Origin of the sequence: Paraburkholderia franconis (assembly GCF_009362735.1) — a bacterium.
Taxonomy (GTDB): domain Bacteria; phylum Pseudomonadota; class Gammaproteobacteria; order Burkholderiales; family Burkholderiaceae; genus Paraburkholderia; species Paraburkholderia franconis.
The window spans coordinates 131091-156893 of record NZ_WHNP01000011.1 but is presented as its reverse complement, the minus strand read 5'-3'; the positions used below and the strand labels follow the sequence as shown (position 1 = coordinate 156893).

The window sequence follows — 25803 nt, the reverse complement described above, 5'->3', positions numbered from 1 at the left end:
TCAGCATGGGCTGAGCGCGCCCCGTCCCGCATCCCCTTCAGGTACACGCAATCATGCCCGCCGTGCCGTTGTTCGCCCTATCCCTGCTTTCGGCCGCAACGCTTGGCTACGAGATTCTGTTGATGCGGCTCTTTTCGATCATTCAATGGCATCACTTCGCGTACATGATGATCAGCGTCGCGCTGCTGGGTTACGGAGCAGCCGGTGCGATGGTCACGCTGGCGCAGCGCTGGCTCGCGCCCCGGTTCGAAGCCGTGTTCGTTGGCGGCGCGATTCTGTTCGGCGTTTTTGCGGTTGCCTCGTTCTCTGTCGCTCAGCGTGTCGCGTTCAACCCGCTGGAGATTCTGTGGGATCCGCGCGAACCTTTGCGCCTGCTCCTGATCTATCTGCTGCTCTTCGTTCCTTTCTTTTGCGCCGCGACCAGCGTCTGTCTCACATTCACGCGGTTCAACGATCAGATTCCTCGCATTTACAGTTTCGATATCGGCGGAGCGGGCTTGGGCAGAGTCGCAATCATTGGCGTGCTATTCGTGCTCCGTCCGCTGGATGCACTACGGTTACTGGGCGCTTCGGGCGTCCGTCCCGCCACGGACGACAAGCCCTACTTGTTTCACTTTTTCAAATGGCGGTCACTGCCTGAGTTTCTCGCGTTGAAGGGGCGAGGCGGCCTGCCCTTGCTGGAGTGGGGCTATCCGGTACTGATCGCGACGCTGCTTCAGGCCACGTTGATGGCCCTGACATTGATCCTCTTTCCTCTCTGGGTGATAACGCGCCGCAAACGCACGGCTCATGATTCGCCCCTCTTGAAGGCTACTTCCCGCAGTAACGCGATTTCCTTCGGTGGCGGCGATATCCGGACGTAGAGTCGCGATCTATTTCGTCCCGATCGGCTTCGCCTTCATGCTCATCGAAATCGCGTTCATCCAGAAGTTCGTCCTGCTCCTGAGTCACCCGCTCTACGCTGTCGCCGTCGCGCTATGCGCGTTCCTTTCGTTCACGGGACTTGGAAGCCGGTACGCGCAGCGCCTGCAGGGCCGCGGCCGCGCAGGAACACGAATCGCTGGTCGGCCGCGGCGACGGCCATCGTTGCGATCTCCGCCATCTCGTTTTTCTACCTGTTCGTGCTCCCCGCTCTGTTCCCGTTGCTGATCCCGCTATCCGATCCGGCCAGGATCGGTATCGCCGTGCTGCTCGTCGCACCGCTCGCGTTTGCAATGGGGATGCCCTTTCCGCTGGGGCTCAGCCGCATTGCTGCCGGCGCCGAAACGCTCGTGCCATGGGCGTGGGGCGTCAATGCGTGCACTTCCGTGGTGGCTGCAGTTCTGGCGATGGTCCTGGCACTTCATCTTGGCTTGACCGCAGTGGTCGTGATAGCTGTCTTGCTCTATCTTTGCCGCGGCGGCTGTCTATCCTTGATCCAGCATGATCCGGTTTGATTCGACGTGGTTCCGAACGGGCCCGCGTGCTCACGAGCAGGAGTGTGCTCACCGCATCCCGGGTTTTGGGGACGTCGGCGCGAGCGACGCGACGCTCGCTGCGAGGCCGAGCGTCACGGCAGCCATGCGGCCATAGTCGAGCGTCGCGGGGACATCGTGCGCCGTATGGTAGTGTGGGTTGCGCAGGTACGCGGTGTCCGTGACCATCACAGCCGGATAGCCTTCGCGCCAAAAAGACGAGTGATCGCTCAACGCGACGCCCGGCACCCACCACGGCAACGCCGCGCTTTGCAGCGGAAAATCCGACGAGGCCTGAAACGCATCAGTTAGCCATCTCAGTCGCTGCGCCGAGCGAAGGTTGGAAACGAAGCCGATGAAATTGCCGCGTGACGGATAGAAGTAACGCAGCAGCGGCGGATACGCCTGGGTGCCCGGCTCGTCCCGGTAGTAGCCCAGCATCTCGAGCGACAGCATCAGGCGAATGCGATCCCCGCGCAGACGTGCGGCCCTCGCATACCGCAGGCTTCCCATGTCGCCTCGGAAGAAAAACGGCGCTTCCTCATTCACGAACGCGACGCAGCGCATCGTGTACAGGGGCGTAAACGCCTGAAGCAGGAACATCGTCTCGAGCAGCGCGGCGACGCCGCTGGCATTGTCGTCGGCCCCCGGACTGCCGGGCACCGTGTCGTAATGCGCACCCAGTACGATGATTTCGCCAGACTCAACGCTGCCCGGCAGCGCCGCCTCGATGTTCGCGCACTGGACGCCTCGTACCAGATAGTTCTGGCGCGTCACCGCGCAGCCACGTATCGCCCAATGCCGTTCGATATAGTCGGCAGCCGCGTGCAGCGCAGTGGGGTGCAACACGTTGCGCTCGCCAATGTCTCCAGCAAGGACGTTCACATGGCGTTGCAACGCCGCCGCCAGGTCGGACACGCTCGCAGTCTGCATACGACTTCCCCCGCGCACGTTGTTATCGACTCGAAGCTGGACCCGTTGCAGCCGGGTGGTTCGGTGCGTGTCGCCGCGGGAGATGCACGGATTCCCGCTCGCACGCCCACGGTCACGGTCACGATTACGGTCACGGTAAAAGCGTCCTGTCGCCGCTCGATGGTTTCAGCCTAGCCATCAGCCGGGAGAATTCAAGGCGCGACGCGTACGCGGATGCGGACCGGCAACACCTCACAACCGAGCCTGATGACGGGTATTCTGGCTGACGAAAACTCCCGCCCACCGTCACACGGAAGCGGAAGCGGAAGCGCTCAATTCAAGTTCCGCTTCCGCGAGCGTCTGGTGCCGCCCATGAATGAGCCCATGCCCATATCACGCAATGGTTAAGGGAGCCGATTCAATGCCTGAACAAATTACCAAGCATCCAGACGTGACGCTCCGGGTGCTGTAACGCGCGGGTGCCATGTGCGGTGAAGGAGCCAGCCAGAAAATCCTGACGTAATGCCGTGCTGCGCGGTTCTGCGCGCTACCGACCGGCGAGACCTGTCTGACTTCCGTGCGCGCCTCAAGCTCGCGCCCCAGAAGCTGCAGGATATCGGTTTTCTCAAGACCTTCATGGTTCGCAACGATATCGTCCACAGCGGATCGAGCCCATCCTGACGCGCACGACTATGATGTAAGAGGACTTGGCCGCCTTCGAAAAGGGGAAGGAAAGATGAGCCCTGTGCTCGAAACACCTCCCGACGCAACTGATGCGCCGGAACGCAAGGCAACCCCGCATACGGCCATACTCGAGCCCGACCGCCGCAAGGACACTGAGCTCCCGTCCGGCCTTATTCCGGAGAAGGACGCGGTGCGCATGGCGGGCTATCCCGGCATCATGTATCTCGGCATTCGCGGTCTGGAGCCGCTGCGTCTCGGCGACGAGGTGCCGTACTACGAGGTCGCGATTCACGGAACGGTTTATCGTGGGCTGGCGCGCCCTGTTCCCGGCCAGAGTCGGCAAGCCGATACCCGCGACCTGAAATACGGGCTTGCGCGTTCCTGTGCGCAAGGCCTACAGGTCGCTGGACGGACGCTCGAACCATCGCCGGCAGCGATGCCAAACACGCCGCGCGCGCTGGTGCGCGAACTTCAGGAGGTAACGGACCTGTCCATCGGAGACATCGTCGATAACGCGTACAGCATCCTGAATTACCGTCGTCACCACGGCGCACGCTATCCAGACTCGATGGAACCCAGGGGTTACCGGTTCAGAGAACTGTTTCTGATGTCGGTCGACGCCGACGGCAACCTGAAGACGTTCTATGAAACACCCGCGGGCGTGGACCCGGAAAAATGGACGCACTTCCTGCGTGTGCTTGACCGCAAGGAGTGTGATTCGCTGCGCCAGTACGCAGTCTCCGGCATGGTTCACAGGGAGTACGGAGAGGCCGGCACGCAGGCCATTCGCGAGGCGTTACGACTGCGTGACGGGGAGCTTCGCCGTTTCCCGCCGATGTCGTACGTGCCCTTCCTGGAGCTTTTCCCGCCGGAATTCCCGACGCTCGAGCGGACCGTAGGCGGCCAGCGGCGATAGCCCAGGCTAGCGGGAACGGGCACGTGCCTGTTCCCGGTATTACCGTACCGCAAACAGGTAGAAGTCAAAGCTCCTGGTGTTGTGACCCACCCAGTTCGCGCACCGCAGGACCCACAGGGGCGCTGTCACGTTGAGGTGTTCGCCACGCAATGACGGAGAGGTAGCCCACGCTTTCAGAAAGCGGACGTAGCTTGGGTAAGCTCTGTGAAATGACGCCACGCGACAAAGCGCGCGGCGAGCTGCTTGCGATAGAGCGAGGCGCGCAGTAAATGTCGCTTGAGCGCGAAGTGCTGCCGGATCGGACCGAAGCTCGAAAGGAATGCCTGGGTGCGTTGAGGAACCCGGAAACCACGCATCCGACGCTCGCGTTCCCGTGTGGGCTGATGACTGTTTTCGGCTCGGTTGTTCACCCGGGCGCTGGCTTTGACGAAGACATGCTTGACGTTCGTCAGCTCGGCGATTTCAGCTTTCGCGGCCGGATAGCTGCGCAGTTGATCGGTCACGATCTTGCGCGGTGCTTCGGCACAGGAGGCAAGCACGCGCTTGAAGAACCGCTTGGCAGCAGCCTTATCGCGACGCTTTTACAGCAGGATATCGAGTTCAGCGCCGTGCTGGTCGACTGCTCGCCACAAGAGATAAGGTTCGCCGAGCAACCTAACAAAGACTTCGTCCAGATGCCATGTGGTGCCGGGTTTGCGACGCACGGCTTTCGCTCGATGGGCGAAGGCCTCACCGAACTTATCGCACCAGCGCCGGACCGTCTCGTAACTGACGACAACACCGCGCTCGAACAGCAACTCTTCGATGTCGCGCAGGCTCAACTGGAAGCGAAAGTACCAGCGCACGGCGCAGGCGATCACAGCGCCCGGGAAGCGGTAACCATGGTAAAGCGATTTCGGTTTGTTCATCGCGTCATCTTACGCGACAGCCGCCGCAACTTGACAATGCCGGGCGGCCTGAAGGCCCATTGCTGCATCAAATGCCTGCCTGCCCTTGTCTGTCAAAATGACAGGTTGCGCGCGGCGATGGTGGGGGTTGACCTCGAATCGAACCAACCCGTCCCCTTCCAGATCGTTGACTATTCGTTTCACGTTCTGGCGGAAAGCGAATTTTCCGACCGGCCTACACAAGGAAAACGCACCAATGAGGATTGCCGGCTATTTGCACGATTCGTCAATCGAGGTCGCGCTTTCGCGGACCGTGCGATGTCAAAGCCATCGGCCGTACGTCGTCACGCAGACACCCCCGTGCCAGACGACAAAATCACTACCGCGAAGGCGGCAGGCCGTGGCGGCGTTCGTCAATCGTGGATGAGTGTTGCCACGGCTATGTTATTCGCAATCCGTGCGGCACACTTCCGCTATCGGCAGTCGTCCGCGGTACCGGCACTTAGCGTATCCCTTTTTCAGGGCTTATCATGATTCGACCAGCAAGCAACGCGTTGAAATGGCCAATGTGGGTGTCCTGTTCGGTTTCGCACTCGAAACAGCCGATGCAGAGGAAAAACTCGCCCGGTTAGCGCTCGCCACAGCCGCATCGGGCTTTTACAAGGAGCGCTTGCAGACGTGCGCGCGTCGGTCAGGTTCAGCGAACAAACAGGCCGTTAGGTTTCCCAGACCGCAAACGCAAAATGCGATGCGGACGGCAAGCGCCGCCTGCCACAAGGCAATGATGGGCTACATGTGACTCTCTTTTCATTCGTATGCGAGCCATCGAGACAACATCCTCCCCTGCCCCCGTCTCGCCGACACGCCTGACCGGGGCGGCCGTTGGGGCGGGTCCTGAAAGGGAATTGCCCCAGGCATCGTTCGATGCCGCATTGACGCGACTCGACCGGGCCGTCTATGCGGCATTCGCCCGCGTCTCGGGTGGCGGGTCGCCTGCCACTCCCGTGCTGGCGTGGCTCGACTGGATGCTCCATTTTGCCTGCACGCCGGCCAAGCACTACGAACTCGCGACTCACGTGCTTGCGTACCTGGAATCCTTCATGACCGGCTCTTTGCCCGATCACCTCGGGAACGACGATCCGCGGTTCGACGACCCTGGGTGGGGCCATTGGCCCTTCAACCTGCTGCGCAACGCATTCGCTCAATACGATTCGTTCTGGCAACAGGCGACCACCAACGTGCGTGGCGTTTCCCCGCGCAACGAACAGTTGATGCACTTCGCTGTTCGGCAATCGACGGACGTCCTGTCGCCGGCCAATTGCTGGTGGCTGAATCCCCAGGTGCTGCGAGTGATGGTTGAGACCGGGGGGAGTAACCTCGTCAAAGGAGCGCACAATTGGCTCGAAGACCTGGAGGACCTGCTTACGTCCCGTGTACCGGGCAGTTCAAATCGCAGGTTCGCTCCCCATCAACTTGGCCGCGACGTTGCGGCCACGCCCGGCAAGATCGTCTATCGCAATCCGCTGATAGAACTGATCCAGTACCAGCCACAAAGTCCTACGGTGTGGCGTGAGCCCGTACTGCTCGTGCCTTCGTGGATCCTCAAATTCTATGTTCTGGATCTTTCGTCACATCACTCCCTGGTCCGCTATCTCGTCGAGCGCGGACATACGGTCTTCATGATTTCCTGGCGTAACCCTCATGGCGAGGCACGGGATCTCGGATTGAGTGACTATCTTGAAACGGGCCTGTTCGACGCCCTCAGGCAGGTCCACCGCATCACGAGCGCTCCCGTGCACGGGGCAGGTTATTGCCTTGGCGGTACGCTTCTCGCACTCGGGGCCGCCGCAAATGCGCGGGCGCACCAGAAGGAGATTCCCGAGCTAAAGACGATCACGCTCTTTGCTGCCCAGACCGACTTCAGCGAGCCGGGGGAGCTGGGTCTGTTCGTCGACTCCAGCAGACTGGCGTATCTTGATGCACTTATGTGGGAACAGGGTTATCTGGACGGCGAACAGATGGCCGCAGTCTTTCAGATGTTACGCTCGCACGATCTGATCTGGTCGCGCCTCGTACGGGAATACCTGCTCGGCACGCGCACACAGCCTACTGACCTGATGGCATGGAGCGCAGACACCACCCGGTTGCCGTATCGGTTGCATCTCGAGACCCTCACACATTTCTATCTGCACAATGACTTCGCCGAAGGCAGGTATCATATACACGGAAAGCCGGTGCACCTTGGCGCACTAAACGTGCCGATATTTGTTGTCGGCACGGAACGCGATCACGTCTCCCCATGGCGCTCCGTCTACAAGCTCCACCTGTTGACCGATGCGGAGATCGGTTTCGTGCTGACCTCGGGGGGGCACAATGCAGGTATCGTTTCGGCGCCTGGCCATGCGCACCGGTTTCGCTTCCGAATCAGGCACAAGGGCGAACATTACATGAGCCCGGCCGAGTGGCTCGACGCCACACCGGTGCAGCACGACTCCTGGTGGCCCTGCTGGCAGCAATGGCTCGCCGATCGTTCGAGCAGCCAGGTCGATCCGCCGCCAGTCGGTGCAGGGACCACGCTGGGCGATGCGCCCGGATCGTACGTGCTCGAATGCTGAAGGCACGCCCGACCGCGCCCGAGCAGCCGCGCCAGGAGACGCGATGCCTCACCCCCACTGGAGTTCGAAATAACCGAAATGCCGTTTTTGACGCATAAGCCCCAACGCGCTGCTCAACCCGGAGCGGCAAGCTGGATCGATCACCATCTGCCTGGCGGCGTGCTGAGCCTGAATGGGGACCGGTCGATGTTTGCGCAGACTATCGGCCTGCACGCCAGCGACGCAAAGCAGCAACCTGGTGCGTAAATGTGGTACGCGTGGATCGACGCCGAGCGAAATCTCGTTCGCCATCTCGGTGCACTCGGCTGGCATGTGATTCCAGGTTATGACTGGATGTCGCAGCTGCTTCAGCCGCCGCCGGCCGTGCCTGCGTTCGATATTGCGGCGGTCAACATCGACGGGAACAAGGTGCCGGTCGTCGAGCAGGTCGTCGACCGCATCCCTTTTTGCGAGCTGCGGCGCTTCTCGCTCCAGCCAGGCGCACCGCTGCCTCCCGCTCGCCGGGCAGCTCCCAGCATCCTGATCTGCGCACCATTGGCCGGTCACCGCGCGGTGATGCTGCGCGACATGGTCGAAACGCTGCTCGAGGACGGCGACGTCTATCTGACCGACTGGGCCGATGCGCGCGACGTCCCGCTCAACGACGGGGATTTTGGCCTCGAGGACTACGTCCTCGCCGTCGAGCGATTCCTGCGCAAGATCGGCCGCGAACGCATCAACGTGATCGCCGTCTGCCAGGCCGCCGTGCCCGCGATAGCAGCCCTCGCGCTCGCCGCAGGCGATGGCGCGACGCCTGCCGCCGCGCTTACCTTGATGGGCGGCCCTGTTGACACACGCATCAACCCGACCGCTCTCGCCCGGTTTGCGCAGTCGCACAGCTTCGACTGGTTCCGTCTCACCTTGATCGACACGGTCCCGCCACCCTACGCCGGAGCCGGCCGCCGCGTTTATCCGGGCTTCTATCAACAGGCCGCCATGATCGGCGTCTTCCCGCATCACAAATGGCAGCTCGAGGCGAGCTACTGGTCGAACTGGATCGCCGGCGATGCGGAAGGGACCGCACGTAGTCTGCGCAGCCTCGGCGATTACGCAGCGCTCCTTGACATGAGTGAACGCTACTTTCTTGACGCGATTCGTGTGATCTTTCAGGAGCAGTGGCTCGCGCGTGGCAAATGGCGCATCGGCGCCCGTCTCGTACGCCCGCGGGCGCTTTCCTCCCTCGCGCTTTGCACGATCGAGGGCGGCCGCGACAACGTCACCGGCGCCGGGCAAACTCACGCCGCTCACACGTTGTGCGGCGCGATTCCCGACTCCAGGCGGCTGAAGATCACAATTGCCGATTGCGACCACTATGGGCTTTTTAGCGGCAGGAGGTGGCGCGACACGATTCATCCGGCGCTTACGCAATTCTGGAACTCGGTGTCCACATCCATCAATGCCTGGGATGCCAAGGCTTCGCCACGCCGCGTCGTCGCCCATCCATCAAGCTGATTGGCACCCGGCCGACCCGGCCGCATGCCAGCGGGTCGGTTGCCGCCCGAGCCTGCGGGACAGGGACGCGCACCCTGACGCATGCATACGGCGCCGCGCAACCCACCTGTCTTTGGAAAAGACGAAAAGACGACGCGCCGTGTTCCGTACGGCCTCCCGTCCTCACACGGAAGATTTCCCTGGCCACCATCCTTCTGTCGACCGGATTTTCTGGCGAAGCTTGGCAAGTGGGTTGGGGTGATCGTACTTTGAGTTGAAACCCGGATGCGCCGGGCAGTTTGCGAAGGCCCCGCGCCCCGGCGGCTCATTGCGCCGCTCCCGTGAGTACCGCTCACATTAGCGTGTCACGCGCGTGAGGTTGCTCGCGACCATCGTAAGCTTGAAGTGCTGGTCGACCCAGTTGATGCCGCGATACGACAACGTTGCTCAGATCCTTGTTCTGGCGAATCTTGATCCTTGTATCACTTTCAGCGCGGGATGCTTCGAGTGCAGCCAAATTCCTGTAAATAGTAATGCTACATAATTACTGAAAGATACACTTCATGTTAAACGATGACGCAACCAGTGCCGCGCAAACGCGACGTTGAGCGTGACACGCGAACGAGCCCCGTCGGCTATTCAGCGTGAGGCTTAGCAATGTTTCCGGACGGATCATGGGCGATCAGAACCTGGGAACTCGACCATGTCGTCAAAGCGCCTCGCATCGGCAAAACGATGTTCCGACAGACATGTGCGCGTGATCGCTTCCCATGCGAGATATGCGCCGAAGGCGTAGTCGCGATACGTGCTGCGTGATGCCTCGGATAATGCTGAATCAGCCGCGCGCCGATTCTTCCCGCCAAACCGCTCTACTCGGTGTCGAAGCCAATCGGTTCGTCAAACCGATTTTCGCCGCGCTAGCCGCGGCGTTACTGGCCACCTTGCGAGCCGTTGCCAGGCTGGAACATCGTGTCGCCGCTCGTGCCGTTGTACGTGCGGGTCGTCGACGGGCGGTTAAGCGTCGCGCCCGTTCCCGTGCCTGCGCCGCCGCCCGTGCCTGTCACGCCAGGCGAGCCGTACCCGCTATCGTTCGTGGAGCCGCGCGGCATTCTGTTCACGCCGGCACCCGCCTTGAGCGTGCACCGTCGCGCGACTCAAAACACATCGAAGGAAGATAGTGATCGATCAGGATGACTACAGAATGTTGATAAGTATTCTTTAGGTTAACTATCTTTATGGACATCCAATGTGCAGAGAACCGATACAAGAATGCTTGCGCCGAGCCTTGTTCGAGTGTATGATCGCGCCTCGCTGTTCGGAAGCGCGTGCCTGGCATGCCAGCGAGTGGACAAATTGAAAGGTGGTCCGAATTCGCAACCCCAGTTCCAGGCAACAATCATCGAGGATCATCCGCGGCCTTGGTAGTCGGAGGTCGAGGTAGAGACTGCATCTGGCATCGCACCGCCGTAACTTTGTCGCGGCCACCTTACCTTTTCCGTCGGCGCCCGCAAATATCGCTGCTCACGTGTCGACAGATCGATCCGATCCTGCGCAATCGCGTTTTAATTGAATTTGTGTTCAGCCAGCGACAGCACGATGCTGCGCGGCGCCAGCGCCGACTGGACAAAGCAAATCTGGAGACGAAGAAAATGCCTGGAAACCTGCGTGACCCCCATTCGACCCGTCAGACCTCCGATCGTATCCGCGCTGCGAAAATCGCCCTGATTCGGTGCGCGAGCGATCGCGCTGGCATGGAGGTGGTCGATTTGCACGGCTACCTGTACCGCGCTGACGACGCGGGCGTCCTGTCGTCTTTCGATCCGCTCGGTGTGGATTCGCACGCACAGGACATCTTCGATGCCATGCGCTTTATCGTTGCCGGCCGCTTTCTCACGCGCAGAATCGTCTCGCCGACGGGCGTCAGCATTCCTGCCGTGATTGGTCGCGGCAGGCTGTGGCGCAAGGCGGTTGTCGACTTCGCCGCGTCTCATGCGAGTTCGCGCATGGCTCCAATCTCTTGATTCACCGCGCAGCTGCTTGGCCTGTCCATCGAGTTACGTAACTGCAGATCCACGCCCTCACTTCGACACCCACGCGATCAGCGACTGTGAGAACACCGGGCGGCGTGCCAGAGGGTCGGCCGGTCGCGAACCTCAAAGCCTTCTGCGCGCAGTTGCGCGAGCACGGCGTCCATGTAAATCGTGTTCCAGAGCACGATGACGTTCAGGATCCACCCGAGGGTCGCCCAGCTGGTCTACCCGACCTTCCCGATACTGCTGATGCAGTTCGCCGCCGTTTGCCATGGAACAGCTCGCGCGCAAGCTGATGCCGGCGTTCGCCCAGATTCAGCTGGATAAACGGTATCGCGTCGATGCGCTTCGTCAGACCGACTGGCGCGCAGCATTCTCCGGCGCTGGCGCTATCCCGACCTGCCTATCGTGACCCTCCTCCAGCGATCATCGTACCTCGACATCGCCGGGCCCCACAGTGACAGGCATACCGTTCGCGAAGTGCCTTTGACATCTTTTCATCACTGACCAGCGCATAGTCGATGCTCAATTCTTCACCGGCGTCAATCTGGCGACGGGCACGAATGAAGATTTTCTGTCCTTCCAGCTCCGGTACGCAACTGGGATTGCATGAATGGTTAATCCATCGTGCGCTGTTGCCACCGATGGCACCGTCGATGACATAACCATCTCCGATATCGAAAAGGAAGGTGTGGTCCGGTTGCGCCAGATCCCGGGGAGGACCGCTCATCGCGGCTTCCCATGGGACCCGTTTTCCCTTGTACTCGCAGATCAGTTCCCCGCGCAGGATCGTCACGGTCGCAAACACGCCTTTACCGTGAATGGGTGACCTGCGGACCGAGATTCGACGTCGACTTTGCATCTGATGATTAGCGACCATTGTTGCCGGGAAGCAGGGCGGACCTCGCGAAAAGCCTGGAACACGTCGGCGCCATCGCTCAATGGTCGTCAAAGAGGTCTGAAATCACATGGCTCGCCTCTTGTCGTAGCGGCATCAAGCCGCTCCTGACCTGCGAGAGTACATCCGGCGGCAGCCAGGTAGCTTCAATAGCAGCGATGCCGCTCTCGATGATCTGCTGCAGGAAAAACGACTGCCTGCGTCCGGTTACTTCCGCCAGTAGCCGCAACCTTTGCTCGATCTGGGGGTGACGCGTACCGCGACCACCAGCTTGTTCCCAGCGGTCCTTTTCACCGCATCCTCCTGTCTTCATTGTGGACGGTGCTTCTACCACGGTGAATCGCGGCCCGCAATACTGATTCGACGAATGGACCGCGATGCCCCCTTGCTCGCCATCCGTGTCAGGCCCTTCATCGATGCTGCACTTTCCGCGTTGTCATGTACACGTCGAACAGACCCGCATGGAGGTGGCTGAACTCCTGCCGCAGGCTGACCAGTTCGTGCTGGTCGCCTTCATGCTCCCGGCGCAGGATCTCCCCCAGCAGGGCCGTCGCGCGCGAGGCCGCGTGGTCACGCTGCACGCGCGCCTCGCTGAGGCGTCCCGCGAGCGCCGGCTTGACCACCAGCAGCCACGCCGGGAACCACGCATAATCGTCGACTGCACCGGTGCCGGGAAACTCCGCATCGAAGCGCCGGCGCAATACATCAAGCAAGGCGTCGCCCAGTCGAGGCAGCAATGCCGCGAACCGCGCGGGCGCCAGCCACGCCAGTTCCGCGAGCAGCGGCCACGCGGCATCCAGCCCGCCCGTCCGGTAGCGCGCCTCGGTCATCCATGCGAGCGGTGCCGGGACGCGCCACCACGATTCGATGCCCTCAACCGCATCGATCGCGGCCGCCCCGTCGCCCGCCAGCAGCCACAGCGGCGCGGCGTGATTCTCATGATTTTCAGCCTCGGTGCCGCGAAACGCCAGGGGCGCGGCACGATCAGCGAGCGACCGCCAGCACGGCGCGAGCCATCGCTGTACGTCCTGTACGGTTAGCACCCGTCGGGCGGCGGGTATCACCTCGTCTTCAAAGTAACGGCGTGCGACGGCCAGTGCCGCGTGATCGGCAAAGGGTGCGGTCGATGTGCGTTCGAGTTCGCCAACGAGCACGGTCATCGCAGGCAGCGCGCCATCGTCCGGATATTCGCTGGCGAACCGTTCCAGTGCCGGTCGGGCCAGCACCGCATCGCGACGCTGCAATTGTTCCAGCACGTCATTGCGCAACATCACGTCGTGGCTGTCGGCGAAGATATCGAGCTGCTGCATGGTCGGCTGCATTGTCATCGCGTCAGAAAAGCTGCCCGTCAAGAGCGGCCAGATTAGCCCACTTCACGGCGCTGCGGAAGGTGCGGCCGTCCTCGTCGACCGACTCGATGATTACCCGCTGGCCGCTCGCCTCGGCGATCACGCGCACGGTCCGCTCGCCGTAGCGCATCAGCGCACCGATCGGCGGGCAGGCCGGGCCGTTGGGTCGCCTGCGCGGGCGGGGGCTACCTGTCATCGGTCCTGCCCCGCTTGCGGCGCACCGCCGTCTGGCTGGCGGGCGCGGACGCGGCGCGCGCCGCACCTGCGGGACGTGCGGGGCGTGTCGCGCCTGGACGTGCCGCGGTGGTCCCGGCAGCGGCGCCCTTTGCGCGAGCCTGCCGGACCGGCCGGGCCTCGCGCATGTCCGCCCCGCGCCGGGCGGCCAGCTGCTGCTGCAGCGTCACGTTCGTGGCCTGCACCGCATCGAGCCGCCCCTGCAGCACACCCGCCTGATGGCGGGCATCCCCGAGCTGCGCCTGCAGCGTCTCGACCGCGCGGCGATGCTCCGCGTCGCGCCGGTCGGTGCGCCGGTTCGCCTCGTCGAGCTCCTTGTGCAGCTTCGCAGCGGCGCCCCGTTCGCGGTCGATCTCGATCAGCGCGCGCTTCTCCGCAGCACGCAGACGCTCCTCCGTACGTTCGGCGGTCTCGCGCAGTTTCTCCAGATCCCGCGAAAACCCCTCCCGCACTTGTTCCAGTTCGCGGTCGCGCGCCGCCGCCTCGGCTTTCAGGCGCGTGACCTCCGCCTCCAGCGCCCGCCGCGCCGCGTGGCCCTCGGCCTGCGCCTTCTCCAGCTCGCGGACCTCGACCTGGGCGGCGAGCAGCGCCGCGGTGCGCTGCTCGAGCGCCGTTTCGGTGCGGCCCAGTTCGTCGCGTGCGGCCGCGACGCGCCGGTCTGCCTCGGCCCGATGGTCTTCCACCTCCGCCCGCAATGACGCGAGCTCCGCCTGCGCCGAGGCCGTCGCGCGCGTCCACAAGGATCGCGACCAGTTCCCCCGCCGCATCCCGCAGATCGGTGGGCAGGTCCGGGTGCTCGATGCGCACGCGGCTCTTCTCGCGCAGCTCCGTCCAGAACTCGCCGAGCACCGCCGCGGGCGTGCCCATGCTGCCGCGCTTCACCAGCTGGTACAGGCGGTTGGCGGTCGGCGTCTGGCCGAAGCGGAAGAGGGGGGCGAACAAGGTAAGCACAATTTCCTATCATAGGCGTCCAAGTTATTATGACTTGGCCAAATCGCCGAAAATTGGCATATATGCCGGGCGTGCCATGTGGGCTCGGAGCTCATCCCGGATTTGCGGAAATTCCTTTGATTCAGTAAGAAGGCTAAGACTTGGGTTGCCACAAATACCCCGCTTTTTGCAGCCGGGCAAGCCAGGCTCCCCGCTTGCCGTGACTCGACATCAATTGCGCCAGGCGACGCCGGAATACGGCATCCCGCCTGGCGTTTGCATATGCTTCGGCGAGATCCTGCAACTTGTGGAATGCTTGATCGTAGGCGCTGCCCGTTGTGCGTCGCAGTTGAGCATCGATGCTTGACCACGCCGTGTCTTCCTGTTCGAGAAGTGATGTGAGGTACCGTGTGCGTTCCTCACGACGGCGGGCCTCGGCTGCCTGGCGTGCTTCCTCCTCCCTTCTTTCACGGATGGCACGATGAGAGGCGACCCTTGATTCGATTTCGGATATTCGACGGCGCCTGGGCAAATTCAATTGCTTTGCATTCCTACCTTTCTCCCATTTGAGAAAAGCGTTTCGAAGCGTTCGCTCCGCTTCACGGCTGCGCCCCTGTAGCAGCATGCGCAGTTTCGCCCGCATTTCCTCAACCGGCAACTCACGTAACCAGGGATCAAAGCGCCTGTCTTCGCTCCCGCTGGATTCTGGGGCCAGTAATGACGGGCTGGCCTCGGCGGCGGCGGCGAGCCAATCCGCATCCAGCATCAGAAACTCGGCCAGTGCTACCTGTGCGGGCGTCAACGCCTGTAATCCCGCAGGCACCGGCGGTTCGATTTCATTGTCGTGTAGCTCATCATTCCCGAGTCGGGCAAGCCATCCAAGATAAAGCGGGCGGGCATCGCCGCCGAGCAGCTCGTCGCGTACGGGCAGCAGGCGCGTCATCCACCCCGCACCATCCATCTCCTCCGAGAAGCGGGCGTGTTCGCCCGAGTCATCGTTGAACGACCAGTCGAGGAGGCACCAGTCATCGACGTCCATGGCCTCGAATGCTTTCTGGAAACGGGAGCGCCTCTTTCGTCCAGCCTTGACGTAATCGCGGATGGTCGCCGCGTCAATCGTCCCGTGCGGCAGGCGAAGAAGCAGGCGGCAGCTCCCCCAGTTGGAGGAGTAGACGTGGGCATCGAAATATTGCTGTACCCATTCGAGCGGGTCGCCCTTGAGATTTCCCCAGTGATATTCGTTGACGAAGCTCGAGGCGGTGATCGTGGCCCGCGTGGAGAAACTGCGCAACTCTGCCTGCTGGGTTGCCGTAAGCAGCTGGTCGACGCATGCAAACTCGTAGTATTGGTATTCGCTCATGCCAGATTCCCGTAGCGAAGCGCATGGAAGAAGGTGAATGTGCTGGTGCGCAACCCGCCGGAGCCATGAAACTCCGAGCCGACGCGAAAGCCGGAATGCTTCATGGCAAGCGCCGAAAGGCGTGCGCGTTGCCATTCTGACGTCCTTTCGGCACGCGATGCGGCGCTTTCAGCCAGCCGCGCCGCCCAGCCGCATCCGGTAGTCCACCAGGAGCTGCTGCTGTGCTTCGAGCTGCGCGGCCAGCTTCGTGAGGTCCGCGCGGAGCGAGTCGCGAGCCTCGCGTACCTGGAGCAGCTCGGCTGCCCGCGCATCGGCTGCCGCCTGCGCTGCGTCGCGCTCCGCCTCGGCGCGCGCCCGATCGGTGAGCGCACGATTGAGGGCGGACTGCAGCGCCTCGCCATGTGCCTGCTGATCGCGTGCGAGCCGGGTCGTGGCCGTCGCTTCGGCGACGAGCCGCGCGTTGTCCCGGTTCAGCTGTGTGATCTCGTTCTGCCGGACGATGGCCGTCTGGTTCGCCTGGCGTAGCTCAGCCTGCACCTGCTGGACCTGCTGCTCATGTCGGCGCGCTTCCTGTTCGCGCTGCTCGCGCGCGGCCGTACGGAAGTGCTCGAGGGCATCACGCGCATGCACGAGCTTGGCCTCAAGCGACAGGCGGAAGCCTTCCTGCTCGGCAACACGCTCGGTCTGGTCGCCTACCTGCTGGGTGAGCCGGTCGACGTCCAGGTCGCGCTGATGCAGCGCCACGCGAGTCCCGGCGTGCGCCTCCTGCTCCGCGCAAAGGGCGGCGGTCGCGCCGGAGAGTTGCTCCCGCACCGTGGCCAGCTCAGCGCCGAGCCTTGCGATTTCGGACTGCGCCTGCTGGCGCTGCGCGGCCGCAGCGGCGGCCTGCCGGTCGACGAGGGCTTGTGCTTCTTCATGCAGGCGGGCCGCGAGCCGGGCCACCAGATCCTGGATCGCGTCCGAGAGCGACCCGGCGCGTGTGAGTGACGCGCCCTCATCTTCCTCCAGTTCCTTCAGGTACCGGTGGATCGTGGTTTTCGAGCCCGTGTTGCCGAGCGCGATACGTATCGCGTCGATCGATGTGTGCTGCCCCTGCGCAAGCAACGCGTCGCGGGCGCGCTTTACGTCGATACGCGTAAGACCGGTGCGGGCCATCTGCTTCCTCGCTCGAATATCGTACTGTATTACGTACCATGTATATACGTATCAATGCACGCGGTCAAGAGCGGCTGGATGTGGGTGTGACTGGCTTGCGATAAAGGTGGATTATCGAATGTGAGAGCCGAAGAGTGGCTTCCGGCGGCCGGAAACGGTACGGAATACGGATTCGCTGCCCGATTTCAGGCCAGCTGCAGCTGGAGATCTTCTCCGGGCGTGCGGACCTGATAGCCCATTGCCCAGTAGCCGCGCTGGCGTTTCTCCCACATGCGCTGCAGCACCGGATGGCCGCCATCCACATAATCGATCACCCGTACGCCGGTCTTGCCCGCATGCTCGCGGTGCAGCCGGCCGGCGTACTGCTGCAGCGTGCCCCTCCACGCAACCGGCATGGCCAGCACCAGGGTGTCCAGCGCCGGGTGGTCGAAGCCTTCGCCTACGAGCCTGCCAGTCGCCAGCACCACACGGGGCGTGTCGCCGGGCAGCGCGTCAAGGGCCGCCAACTGGGTAGCGCGCGCTTTCCTGCCGAGGCGACCGTGCAGCACAAACAGCGGCTTCACCGTGTCCTCCAGGACCTGCTGCAGGCTTTCGAGATGGTCCGTCCGCTCGGTGAGCACCAGCACGTTCCGCCCCTGCACGTATTGCTCACGGATGGCCGTGGCGATCATGTGCGTGCGCGACGCATCCTGGGCGAGACGCGCGAAGACCTCCTGGATTGGCGCGTCGGCCGCGACGTCCACCGCGGAGGCAAGCCTTTGCGGGAAAACCTCAAGCACCTGCGGTGCGCCGGCGGGCGATTTCGCCGCATGCCGGATCGGTCCGCACAGCATGAACATCACCGGTTGCTGGCTGTCGCGCCGCACCGGCGTCGCCGTCAGTCCGAGCACATAGCGTGCATTGACGCCCTTGAGCACGGCCTCGAAGGAATCCGCGGAGACGTGATGACATTCATCGACGATGACATGGCCGTAACGCCGCAACAGCTCGCCGCGGGCACCATCGGGTGCCACGGATTGCAACATCGCGACATCGATCCGGCCCGTCGCCTTCGACTTGCCGCTGCCGATCGTGCCGATCGCGCGCGCGTCGAGTGCGAGAAACGACTGCAGGCGCTCGCGCCACTGGTCAAGCAGCTCCCGGCGGTGCACAAGCACGAGTGTGTTGACGCCACGCTGCGCGATCATCGCGGCCGCCGTCACGGTCTTGCCGAACGCCGTCGGCGCATGCAGGATGCCGGTGTCGTGTCGCAGCAGGTCGGTAACGGCCGCCTGCTGGTCATCGCGCAACGTGCCGGCAAAAGGAACTGCAAGCGGCTCGCCGGTGCAGCGCTCTTCGCGGATGTCGCAGGCGATGTCGTTATCGCGCAGTAGCGTCACGACGTCGTCAAGGCATCCGCGCGGCAATGCAATGTGGCGCGGGCAGTTCTCGGCGCGCCCAATGATGCGTGGCTTGTCCCATACGCTGAAGCCGCGCGCCTGGGCTCGATAGAACTCCGGATTCTGGAAGGCGGCCAGCCGGATGAGTCGGTTGAGCAGTGCCTGCGGAAGCTGCGCCTTTTCAAGATAGAGCTGGTTCGCGAGCGTCAGCGTAAGCGACGCCGGCATCGTTCCGGCCAGCCGCTTCGGTTGCGCGGGCGGTGGCTTCCAAGGTTCGGCCTGGTCCTCCTCGGCGATGAACGCGACGTCGAGCGGGTGCGCACCGCCCGTGGCGCGAAAGATCACCCCCTCGATGTCGCGGCTGTCCATGGTTTGCACGGACGCGAGATACGACCACTGGTCAGCGTACGGCTGAAAGCCGTCATCGACAAACACGCTCCAACCGTGCTCGCGTGGCTGCTTCTGCAGCGGCAGGGCAATGAGGTTACCGAAGCCGCCTTTGGGCAGCACATCCTGGTTTGGAAAGAGCCGGTCATAGGACGTCAGTTCGAGCTGCCGGGTCCGGGCGCAGGTGTGGCTGATGATGGCTGAGCCCATCCGTCGCGCGTCGCGTGCAGCGACGGCCGACGAGAAGAAGATCCACGCGTGCGCGCCATTGCCGGAACGCGAGATTTCGAGCGATACGGGCACGTCCATCTCGAGGCAGGATTGCCGGAACGCCTGCGCATCTTCACGCCAGCCTTCCTCGTCGAAATCGACAGCGAGCAGGTAGCAGGTGCCGTCCGGCATCAGCGGATAGAGGCCCACCGTGCGATCGCCGGCCAGGTGCGCATAGACGACCTGGTCGTCCAGCGTCAGCAGTACACGATGCCCGCAGTCGGCGCAGCGGATGCGGGGCTTGTCGCAGATCCCGGCGCGCCATTCGTTGGCGCACGCCGGCGCGTAGCCGGATTTTCCGGAATTGCGGCTTTCCCAGCGTAGCGGATAGACATCCGTGCGGCCGCGAAACAGCCGCCGGAAGAGCTGGACCTTCTGCTGGGGCGAAAGTACGGGGGCGCCAGTGTTTCGCACTGCTGGCGATGGTTCGTTCCGGGCCACCCGCACGGGCTTTGCCTGCGCCTGCAGCGTTGCCGGCAGCAAGGCGGTGAGCCGCGCGATTTCGGCCTGCAGGCGGGCGAGCTCCGCGAGCAGCTCCTCGCGTGTGAAATTTTCCCAGTCTGCCTGTAGCAGCTTGCCTTCGTTCATTGCTTCACCGGCCGAAACCCTGGCTCCTATCGAGCACGCCGGCTGGCGCACACGTTCGTTGTTGCATATCATCGTGTCCGATACAGATCACCTGATTTTACCCACGAGCCATGTCTGCCATCGATCGCTACGTCGAAGCCGCGACGCGCGAAAACACCCGGCGCAGTTACCAGTCGGCGCTCCGGCATTTCGAGGTTGAATGGGGCGGTTTTCTGCCCGCGAGCGCTGACATGATCGCCCGGTACCTTGCGGATCACGCAGAAACCCTGTCTATCAATACCCTGCGCTCGCGGCTTGCAGCGCTCGCGCAATGGCATCAGACGCAGGGTTTTCCGGATCCGACGAAGGCACCGCATGTACGCAAGGTCCTCAGAGGCATCGTCGCGCTGCATCCCGCAACCGAGAAGCGGGCGAAACCCATGCAGCTCGCGCAGCTCGAAAAGCTCACAGCCTGGCTCGATGAGCAGATCGCCAGGGAAGCAGACGAGCGCGAGCGCCTCGCGTGCATTCGCAACCGCGCCCTGGTGCTGCTGGGCTTCTGGCGCGGCTTTCGCTCCGACGAACTCAGTCGGCTGCGGATCGAGCACGTAGCCGTTGAGGCGGGCCGCGGCATGACGCTGTACCTGCCCCGCACGAAAGGCGACCGCGCGCAGCTGGGCGCGACCTTCAAGGCCCCGGCGCTTTCACGCCTGTGTCCGGTGACGGCTTACGAGGCGTGGATTGCGGCGTCCGGCGTGACGGAGGGGCCCGTGTTCCGGAGCATTGACCGCTGGGGAACCATCAGCGACGAGGGACTGCATGCGGGCAGCTTCGTGCCGCTGTTGCGTGCGCTTTTCCAGGCGGCAGGCCTGGCCGCGCCGGACAGCTACAGCAGCCATTCGCTACGGCGGGGCTTCGCAACGTGGGCCAACTCGAACGGCTGGGATCTGAAGATGCTGATGCAGTACGTTGGCTGGAAAGACGTGCGCTCTGCGATGCGCTACATCGACGCGGCCGATCCGTTCGCGCAGCATCGCATCGAATCGGCACTCGCAACGCCAGGCGCAGACGTGCAGGAGCTACCCGTCATCGCATTGCCTGCAGCATAGTTGCTGGCTCGAGGTATCACTCCACGCTCCCCTGACGGATAAGCACGGGGGGGAGATTCGCTGCCAGCTCAATCGCGATCTGGGCCTGCCATATCTTCATGGCGGAGCGCTTCGAGCGGGCGCAGTACATCGCGGATCGATAAAAGTCCGGCGACATAGTGATCGATCTGGTCAAGCACGTCCTCGAGCTGCTCGACAATCGACGCGTCCCGGGTTGTTGCCGCGAAGTTCGCGCCGTTGACGAGTGCATGCACGATGCCATGCAGGCGCAACAGATCGTCCCGCAGGCCTTCCGGATCGTTAAGGCCCGTGCGCAGTTCGTCGAGCGTATCCACCGCATCGAGCACCCGCGCCGCGTCATAGCGCGACTGCAGTCCCTCCAGTGCGGCGGCATCAACTTCACCGTACGGGGTGGTGGTCACCGCGGCTCTCGCGCTCATCCAGCGTTACCTCATTTCGTCGTGAGGCCGGGCCGCCCGGCCAAACAGGGCATCGTTGATCCAGCTTTCGGGCGGACGTTCCAGATGCAGCCGGTAGCGCCCGAAGCGGCGAATGTTGTGCGTCGCATATGGGCTCACGAATTCAATGTCCTCGGTGCGGACCTTCTCGCCCTCGGCCACCATGTCGCGCAGGGCCCGCATCATGTCCACCGTGTTCTGCAGGATCACGGCCGATGCGATGAGGTCATTGTAGCGTAGCCGTTTTTGTTGCTCTTCCGGCTCATTCTCCGCGATCACATCGCCGCCGAACGACAGCCATTTGGCGAAGCCGTTGTATGACTCTATCTTGTTGGTGCTTGCCGTCACGTCCTGGCGCAGTTCCCGGCTGCCGATCCATTCAAGGAGAAAGACCGTCCGTACGACATTGCCGAGTTCGCGTGCAGCGAGATACAGGCGGTTCTTGCGGCTCTCCGACCCAAGGCGGCGCAGCAGCAACGGTGAAGAGATCGTGCCCGCCTGGATCGACACAGCCACCTGCATGAGCTCTTGCCAGTGCCGTTCGATCAGCACCCAGTCGATGGTCGCCGTGAAAAGCCCGTCGATATGCCTGTACTTCTCGTCGCTGTGCGGGCGGTACAGCACGAGGTCTTTCCAGTTGCGGATTCTGGGCATCAGCTTGATGCCGAGCAGATGGGTGAACGCAAACACGGCGGCCGATTGTCCCTGCGTATCCGCATGCACGGTGTCGGCCTTGACGGACAGGCCGGCCTTGAGCAGCCCTTCGATTACATAGATCGCTTCCCAGACGCCCGGCGGGATGAAATGCCGGAATACCGCGATATAGTTGTCGGCGACGTGGCGATAGGCGACCGCACCCATTTTCCGGTAGCGGAAGTGATAGCCGGCCAGCAGGTTGTTGTCGTAGAAGTCGTACTGCGTGCCGTCGGCCGCTACCGTCTTGCCGTCGCCCCAGTGCTTTGGCAGATCGAGCCGCAGGTATAGCTCGATCAACTCGCGCTGCGCGGCCTCGAGCCTGTCCAGATTCATATGCCGACGGTTCACGAATGACAGCATGTGCGCCGTCACGTCGGTATCGAGATGGCGCGCCGCCTGGGTCGGGCCCAGGTTGCAGCCCATCGCGAAGATCGTCAGCAAATACCGCTCGGCCGCCTTGCGTATCTGCGGATCGATCCCGGACAATGGTCCGAAGTGCCGGGTAAAATGCGTCCAGTGCTCGATGTTCGCGAGAATGTCGAGCACATTGCGGGTCGGCAGACGCGCATTGATCCGCTCCTGCAGGGCGATCGCACTGGCTGGAATTTCCCTGGCGATGGTCTTGCGCAGGATTGGCTCGCCTTTCTGGTCGATCGTGACATGCTCGCGCTCGCGCGGATACTCGTCGTCAAGCTTACTCGCCGCGTCGGTCAACCACTGACGCAGTTGGGCAACGAATTCGCTGCCCGTTTCCGGCAGGCCGACTTTCGCGCAGTAGTCGGGCAACTGCTGCTCACACTGTCGCCACGGCAGCAGGTGGTCGCGATAGTCGGCGTAGGCATCGGACCCGGACACGCACAGATCGCCGACGCGCAGTTCCTCCGCCATGTACGAGAACACGCACAGCTCAAGATAGCGCCGGTTGGTCGGCGCCCCTTCGCCGTGGGAGCGCCGCACAAGCTTGCGCCAGCGCGCCGCTGCGAAACTCAGGTCCACATCGGCATCGATCCACTCGCGGTGTAACGTTTCGTTTTCCAGCACAACACCGAGCGCATCGAGAAGCGTGCGTACCTGGCTCGTGGAATCCCATTCGAGCGTGCGGGCGAGACGCATGAGGACCGAACGGTGCGCCCGGAAATGCTTCCAGAGCAGCGGCAGGTGATTGCGGCCGCTGAATGCGCGGATCTCGGCACAGCTCTCACGCAGCGGTTCGAGGTCGCCTTTCGGTGCAAGCCACTTTCGTATGGACTGCGCGATCGTCCTCTCGTCGGACTCGTCAGAAAGAATGTCGACGACGCCATCGAGCAGGACCACGAGAACCTCGACCTTGTCACGCTGCCTGCGCTGAACGATTTCCAGTTCGTCGCTCGCGCGCTTGTGGATCGCACCCATACGTCGCACGAACATGTCGGCGAGATCGTCGCGGGCGCGCACGCGCATGCGATTAAGCAGCGCCACGATCAATGTGTAACGTTTCTCGGGAAGAGTGTCTTTCCGGAGGGCGGACGCGTCGAGTGCCATCGCCTGCGTGGCCAGTGAGCGCAGCTTTGATGCCGGGACGCCGGCGAGCGCAATGGTGAAGTCGCCGATCTCGTCGAGCCAGGTAATCTGGTCAATCAGCAGGTCCAGGTGCTGCCGCGATGGCCGCCTCGCGTGGCGCTTGATGCGGTTGTAGTCGGTCTGCCGGCTCGACAGGTCGCGGGCCAGCAGACGGTCCAGATTGTTCTTCTGTTCATCGGTCAGGCGTCGTGCGACCCGCCGGAAAAGTCGCGCCTGGGTCTTTGCATGGATCTGCTCGGTAATCCGGTCCAGCGTCGAAAAAGCCGGTAGTTCGATGTCCTGCGCGATCAGTTCGTCGATCGTGGCATTGATGATGTCGACCGGCTGGTCCATGGACAGCGCAGCCGTATGTGCGGCGCGCGTCGCAATCGTGCCCGCGTCGGTGCCGTAGTACGGCTTGACACCGAGGTGCTCACGCACTGCGGCGTAATGCCGGAACAGCGTCGGCGATGCCTGCGTGTCATATCCGAAGCGTACCGCGGGACCGATATTTGCCACCGCGCGCACGTGTTCCACGACGGCCACCGGGATGCTGTCGAGCGACGGGAAATGATGCATCTGCTGAAAGACTTTCAGGAGCACCAGCAGACCCAGCCGGGGGCGCTCGCCCCGGGACGAGCGCCGCGCCCATTCCAGTTCATCGGGCAGGGGTGTGTAGCAGGCTTGCAGGTCCCGCGTGGCAAGGACCTTAGGAAAGCGCGGATAGGCAGTACGTTCGATGGTGGCCATGCGAGTCGTCCTGATCGCAGCGGGCCGCTCAGATTAGCTGAAGAAAATCCGGTCGTTACCAGGTCAGTTCGAAATGATTCCGCGCGTCTCTATAACCCGAGAGCTTATGATAGGAATTTACGCTTACCGTGCCGCTACCCCAGGTGCGGATCAACGCGAGTTCGAGCGCTGGCGACAATGACAGAGGATGGACCAACATTACACTCGCCCCCCCCCAGAAGATAGACCTCCTCTCACTCACGACGGCACGATGGCGACGCTCGGTCAGGCCACGCTGCCGCTGTCTGAATTCCCGGCGCCACCTCTCTTGTTGCCGGAATCAGCGAATTGAACGTCTGCAGAGCCCAGCTGACCTCCGCACAAACGGAGCGATCTCGCATCACCTAACAGACGCTCGGTCGAAATTCAGCAAATTTGAAATCACAGATGCAATGACAGTGCGGCGATCAATCATGCCAATTCACCCGTTAAGCGAGAGTACGAACCGGACATGTGTCTCTATTTACCTTGAAGGAGATCCATGAATGGCGGGAAGGTAAGCAGGACAGCGAGGGCCAGCAATACGAACGAGGCCAGAATGATGCGGCCGAGTTGCACCGTCCTGTCGCCCCAGCGACGCGACAACCCATACCATGTGAGCAGCCAGATCACGATTGCGGTCGTCGTCACGCCAGAGAGAGCGCCGGTCGGCTTGTAGAACGTGAACATGTGCGAAATCGCAGGCGAAGCATCGCCCGCCAGGGCGAACAGTCCGACCAGGAAGCAGCCGATGCCCGCCGCAAGAATCGCTGCGGCCGCCGGGCCGTTGACGAGAGTGCCGGCAGCACCGTTGATTTGAGGGGACGTCGTGCCTGAATCAGTAGACGGATATGACTCGCGCTGCTGAGCCGCCTCGGTGCTCCGCTGTGTGGCGCTCCGGACGTCGGGGGTATTCATCGCTATTCTCCATTCATGATGTGGATGGTTGCGCCACCGCGAACCGGTGCGTACTTGTTCAGGAAGGCGCCGAACGCGCCGGCAACGCCCGTCGCGATGAACGCGACGACGACAAACGCCAGCACGGCAGCCCGTATCTGACGCATCCCGCCAATGGCGGGCCCGTACTTGGCAAACACGTAGGCGACCATGGTCATGCCGATCGGCGCGAGCCACGCGACGTGCTCTTTCCACTCCATGCCCAAGCTGTGCCAACCGGACGTATTGTGGCTCGACAGCAGCAGTTGCCGAGGGTAGTCCGCCAGGTCCGTCACGCCGGCCGGCGCGACACCCCGGTACCACGGATAAACCACGTATGCGCCTGATAGCACTGCGGCCCATGCGAAGACCACCATGACAGAGAGATAGAGGACGAGCAATTTGTGCTCCCGCGCGCTCGGCTGTGGCGGCGCCCCTGGCGCGGACATTCTGTATAACTCAGCAACTGCCCCCGAGAACGCGAGCATGAACAGCGCGCCAAACCCCATACCGTGTAACACCGTCATCAAGTCGCGTAGGGAAATTTCCATGGCGGGTCTCCGTATGGATATGGATTTGCTGGTGATAGCGTGGCACCGCTCCTGAACGCAACCTTGACGCAAGTCAAGAGGGGTACAATCACTCGTCCCGAGAGCCCACCTAAACCGGAGACACTTCTTCAGCCCGGAAAGGAAGGTGTGACTAAAATTCGTGCAAGAATGCCCCGGCCGAAACGTCCGTCACGCCTGTCGCATTGCCCCGAATGGAACAGCCGCGACAGGAACTACACGGCGGGCACG

The 25803-nt window shown here is 62.7% G+C and carries 20 protein-coding genes and 4 pseudogenes; 8 read left to right on the top strand and 16 right to left on the bottom strand.

Going from position 1 to position 25803, the window contains the following annotated elements:
* The first annotated feature begins 53 nt into the window (after nt 1-53).
* Together GCT13_RS49210 and GCT13_RS49205 are read left to right on the top strand one after the other, a co-directional pair.
* Complete coding sequence (locus tag GCT13_RS49210) at nt 54-863, top strand: hypothetical protein (RefSeq protein ID WP_227746840.1); 810 nt, start codon at nt 54-56, stop codon at nt 861-863.
* A gap of 114 nt (nt 864-977) precedes the next feature.
* A complete protein-coding gene (locus tag GCT13_RS49205; RefSeq protein WP_227746839.1) occupies nt 978-1436 on the top strand; it encodes a hypothetical protein in 459 nt (152 codons plus the stop codon).
* 48 nt (nt 1437-1484) lie between these two features.
* Here GCT13_RS49205 and GCT13_RS14665 read toward each other — a convergent pair whose 3' ends face one another.
* A complete protein-coding gene (locus tag GCT13_RS14665) occupies nt 1485-2387 on the bottom strand; it encodes a M28 family peptidase (protein WP_152759183.1) in 903 nt (300 codons plus the stop codon).
* Between the two features lie 715 nt (nt 2388-3102).
* Between GCT13_RS14665 and GCT13_RS14660 the strand changes: the two genes are divergently transcribed.
* A complete protein-coding gene (locus GCT13_RS14660; RefSeq protein ID WP_152759180.1) occupies nt 3103-3966 on the top strand; it encodes an NUDIX hydrolase in 864 nt (287 codons plus the stop codon).
* Nucleotides 3967-4139: 173 nt separating this feature from the next.
* On the opposite strand, the pseudogene GCT13_RS14655 reads toward GCT13_RS14660, so the two are convergent.
* Nucleotides 4140-4874 (bottom strand): annotated as a pseudogene (locus GCT13_RS14655) (IS6 family transposase).
* Nucleotides 4875-5412: 538 nt separating this feature from the next.
* Here GCT13_RS14655 and GCT13_RS14645 point away from each other — a divergent pair.
* The 3 genes from GCT13_RS14645 (at nt 5413) to phaZ (ending at nt 8959) form a co-directional block, all read left to right on the top strand.
* Nucleotides 5413-5652, top strand: a complete 240-nt coding sequence (locus GCT13_RS14645) for a hypothetical protein (RefSeq protein ID WP_152759177.1) — start codon at nt 5413-5415, stop codon at nt 5650-5652.
* A gap of 106 nt (nt 5653-5758) precedes the next feature.
* Complete coding sequence (locus tag GCT13_RS14640; RefSeq protein WP_227746838.1) at nt 5759-7468, top strand: PHA/PHB synthase family protein; 1710 nt, start codon at nt 5759-5761, stop codon at nt 7466-7468.
* Between the two features lie 246 nt (nt 7469-7714).
* Entirely contained in the window at nt 7715-8959 is a 1245-nt protein-coding gene (gene phaZ / locus GCT13_RS14635) for a polyhydroxyalkanoate depolymerase (protein WP_152759171.1), read from the top strand.
* 908 nt (nt 8960-9867) lie between these two features.
* Here the strand turns inward: phaZ and GCT13_RS14630 are convergent.
* Complete coding sequence (locus tag GCT13_RS14630; RefSeq protein ID WP_407670795.1) at nt 9868-10056, bottom strand: hypothetical protein; 189 nt, start codon at nt 10054-10056, stop codon at nt 9868-9870.
* 531 nt (nt 10057-10587) lie between these two features.
* On the opposite strand from GCT13_RS14630, the gene GCT13_RS14625 reads away from it, so the two are divergent.
* The gene (locus GCT13_RS14625) at nt 10588-10959 is read left to right on the top strand and encodes a hypothetical protein (protein ID WP_193727666.1); all 372 of its coding nucleotides are present in this window, start codon (nt 10588-10590) and stop codon (nt 10957-10959) included.
* Between the two features lie 125 nt (nt 10960-11084).
* Here the strand turns inward: GCT13_RS14625 and GCT13_RS14620 are convergent.
* The 9 genes and pseudogenes from GCT13_RS14620 to GCT13_RS14585 all read right to left on the bottom strand — a co-directional run.
* Nucleotides 11085-11321, bottom strand: a pseudogene (locus tag GCT13_RS14620) (Tn3 family transposase); the annotation flags it as partial.
* 50 nt (nt 11322-11371) lie between these two features.
* A complete protein-coding gene (locus GCT13_RS14615) occupies nt 11372-11830 on the bottom strand; it encodes an SET domain-containing protein (protein WP_152759292.1) in 459 nt (152 codons plus the stop codon).
* A gap of 76 nt (nt 11831-11906) precedes the next feature.
* Nucleotides 11907-12160: pseudogene (locus GCT13_RS14610) on the bottom strand (hypothetical protein).
* 116 nt (nt 12161-12276) lie between these two features.
* The gene (locus tag GCT13_RS14605; RefSeq protein ID WP_227746837.1) at nt 12277-13176 is read right to left on the bottom strand and encodes a hypothetical protein; all 900 of its coding nucleotides are present in this window, start codon (nt 13174-13176) and stop codon (nt 12277-12279) included.
* Between the two features lie 22 nt (nt 13177-13198).
* Nucleotides 13199-13345: a hypothetical protein gene (locus GCT13_RS48345; RefSeq protein WP_407670794.1), complete on the bottom strand. Its 147-nt coding sequence runs from the start codon at nt 13343-13345 to the stop codon at nt 13199-13201.
* Nucleotides 13346-13400: 55 nt separating this feature from the next.
* Nucleotides 13401-14376, bottom strand: a pseudogene (locus GCT13_RS14600) (DNA-binding protein); the annotation flags it as partial.
* A gap of 157 nt (nt 14377-14533) precedes the next feature.
* A complete protein-coding gene (locus tag GCT13_RS14595; RefSeq protein ID WP_152759165.1) occupies nt 14534-15739 on the bottom strand; it encodes a hypothetical protein in 1206 nt (401 codons plus the stop codon).
* A 168-nt stretch (nt 15740-15907) separates the two neighbouring features.
* Nucleotides 15908-16894 carry a DNA-binding protein gene (locus tag GCT13_RS14590; RefSeq protein WP_152759162.1) on the bottom strand — a complete coding sequence of 329 codons (987 nt, stop codon included), beginning with the start codon at nt 16892-16894 and terminating at the stop codon, nt 15908-15910.
* Nucleotides 16895-17079: 185 nt separating this feature from the next.
* Complete coding sequence (locus GCT13_RS14585) at nt 17080-19518, bottom strand: TOTE conflict system archaeo-eukaryotic primase domain-containing protein (protein WP_152759160.1); 2439 nt, start codon at nt 19516-19518, stop codon at nt 17080-17082.
* A 110-nt stretch (nt 19519-19628) separates the two neighbouring features.
* Here GCT13_RS14585 and GCT13_RS14580 point away from each other — a divergent pair, with 110 nt between their 5' ends.
* Nucleotides 19629-20606, top strand: coding sequence for a site-specific integrase (locus tag GCT13_RS14580; RefSeq protein WP_227746836.1), 978 nt, complete (start codon nt 19629-19631; stop codon nt 20604-20606).
* 68 nt (nt 20607-20674) lie between these two features.
* Here GCT13_RS14580 and tnpC read toward each other — a convergent pair whose 3' ends face one another.
* From tnpC to GCT13_RS14560, 4 genes are all read right to left on the bottom strand, one after another.
* On the bottom strand, nt 20675-21028 hold the full coding sequence (gene tnpC, locus GCT13_RS14575) for a Tn3 family transposase post-transcriptional regulator TnpC (RefSeq protein WP_321574358.1): 354 nt from the start codon (nt 21026-21028) through the stop codon (nt 20675-20677).
* 24 nt (nt 21029-21052) lie between these two features.
* On the bottom strand, nt 21053-24049 hold the full coding sequence (locus GCT13_RS14570) for a Tn3 family transposase (protein WP_152759154.1): 2997 nt from the start codon (nt 24047-24049) through the stop codon (nt 21053-21055).
* Between the two features lie 498 nt (nt 24050-24547).
* Complete coding sequence (locus tag GCT13_RS14565) at nt 24548-24985, bottom strand: hypothetical protein (protein ID WP_152759150.1); 438 nt, start codon at nt 24983-24985, stop codon at nt 24548-24550.
* A gap of 2 nt (nt 24986-24987) precedes the next feature.
* Nucleotides 24988-25554, bottom strand: a complete 567-nt coding sequence (locus GCT13_RS14560) for a hypothetical protein (protein WP_152759147.1) — start codon at nt 25552-25554, stop codon at nt 24988-24990.
* Nucleotides 25555-25803: the final 249 nt, after the last annotated feature.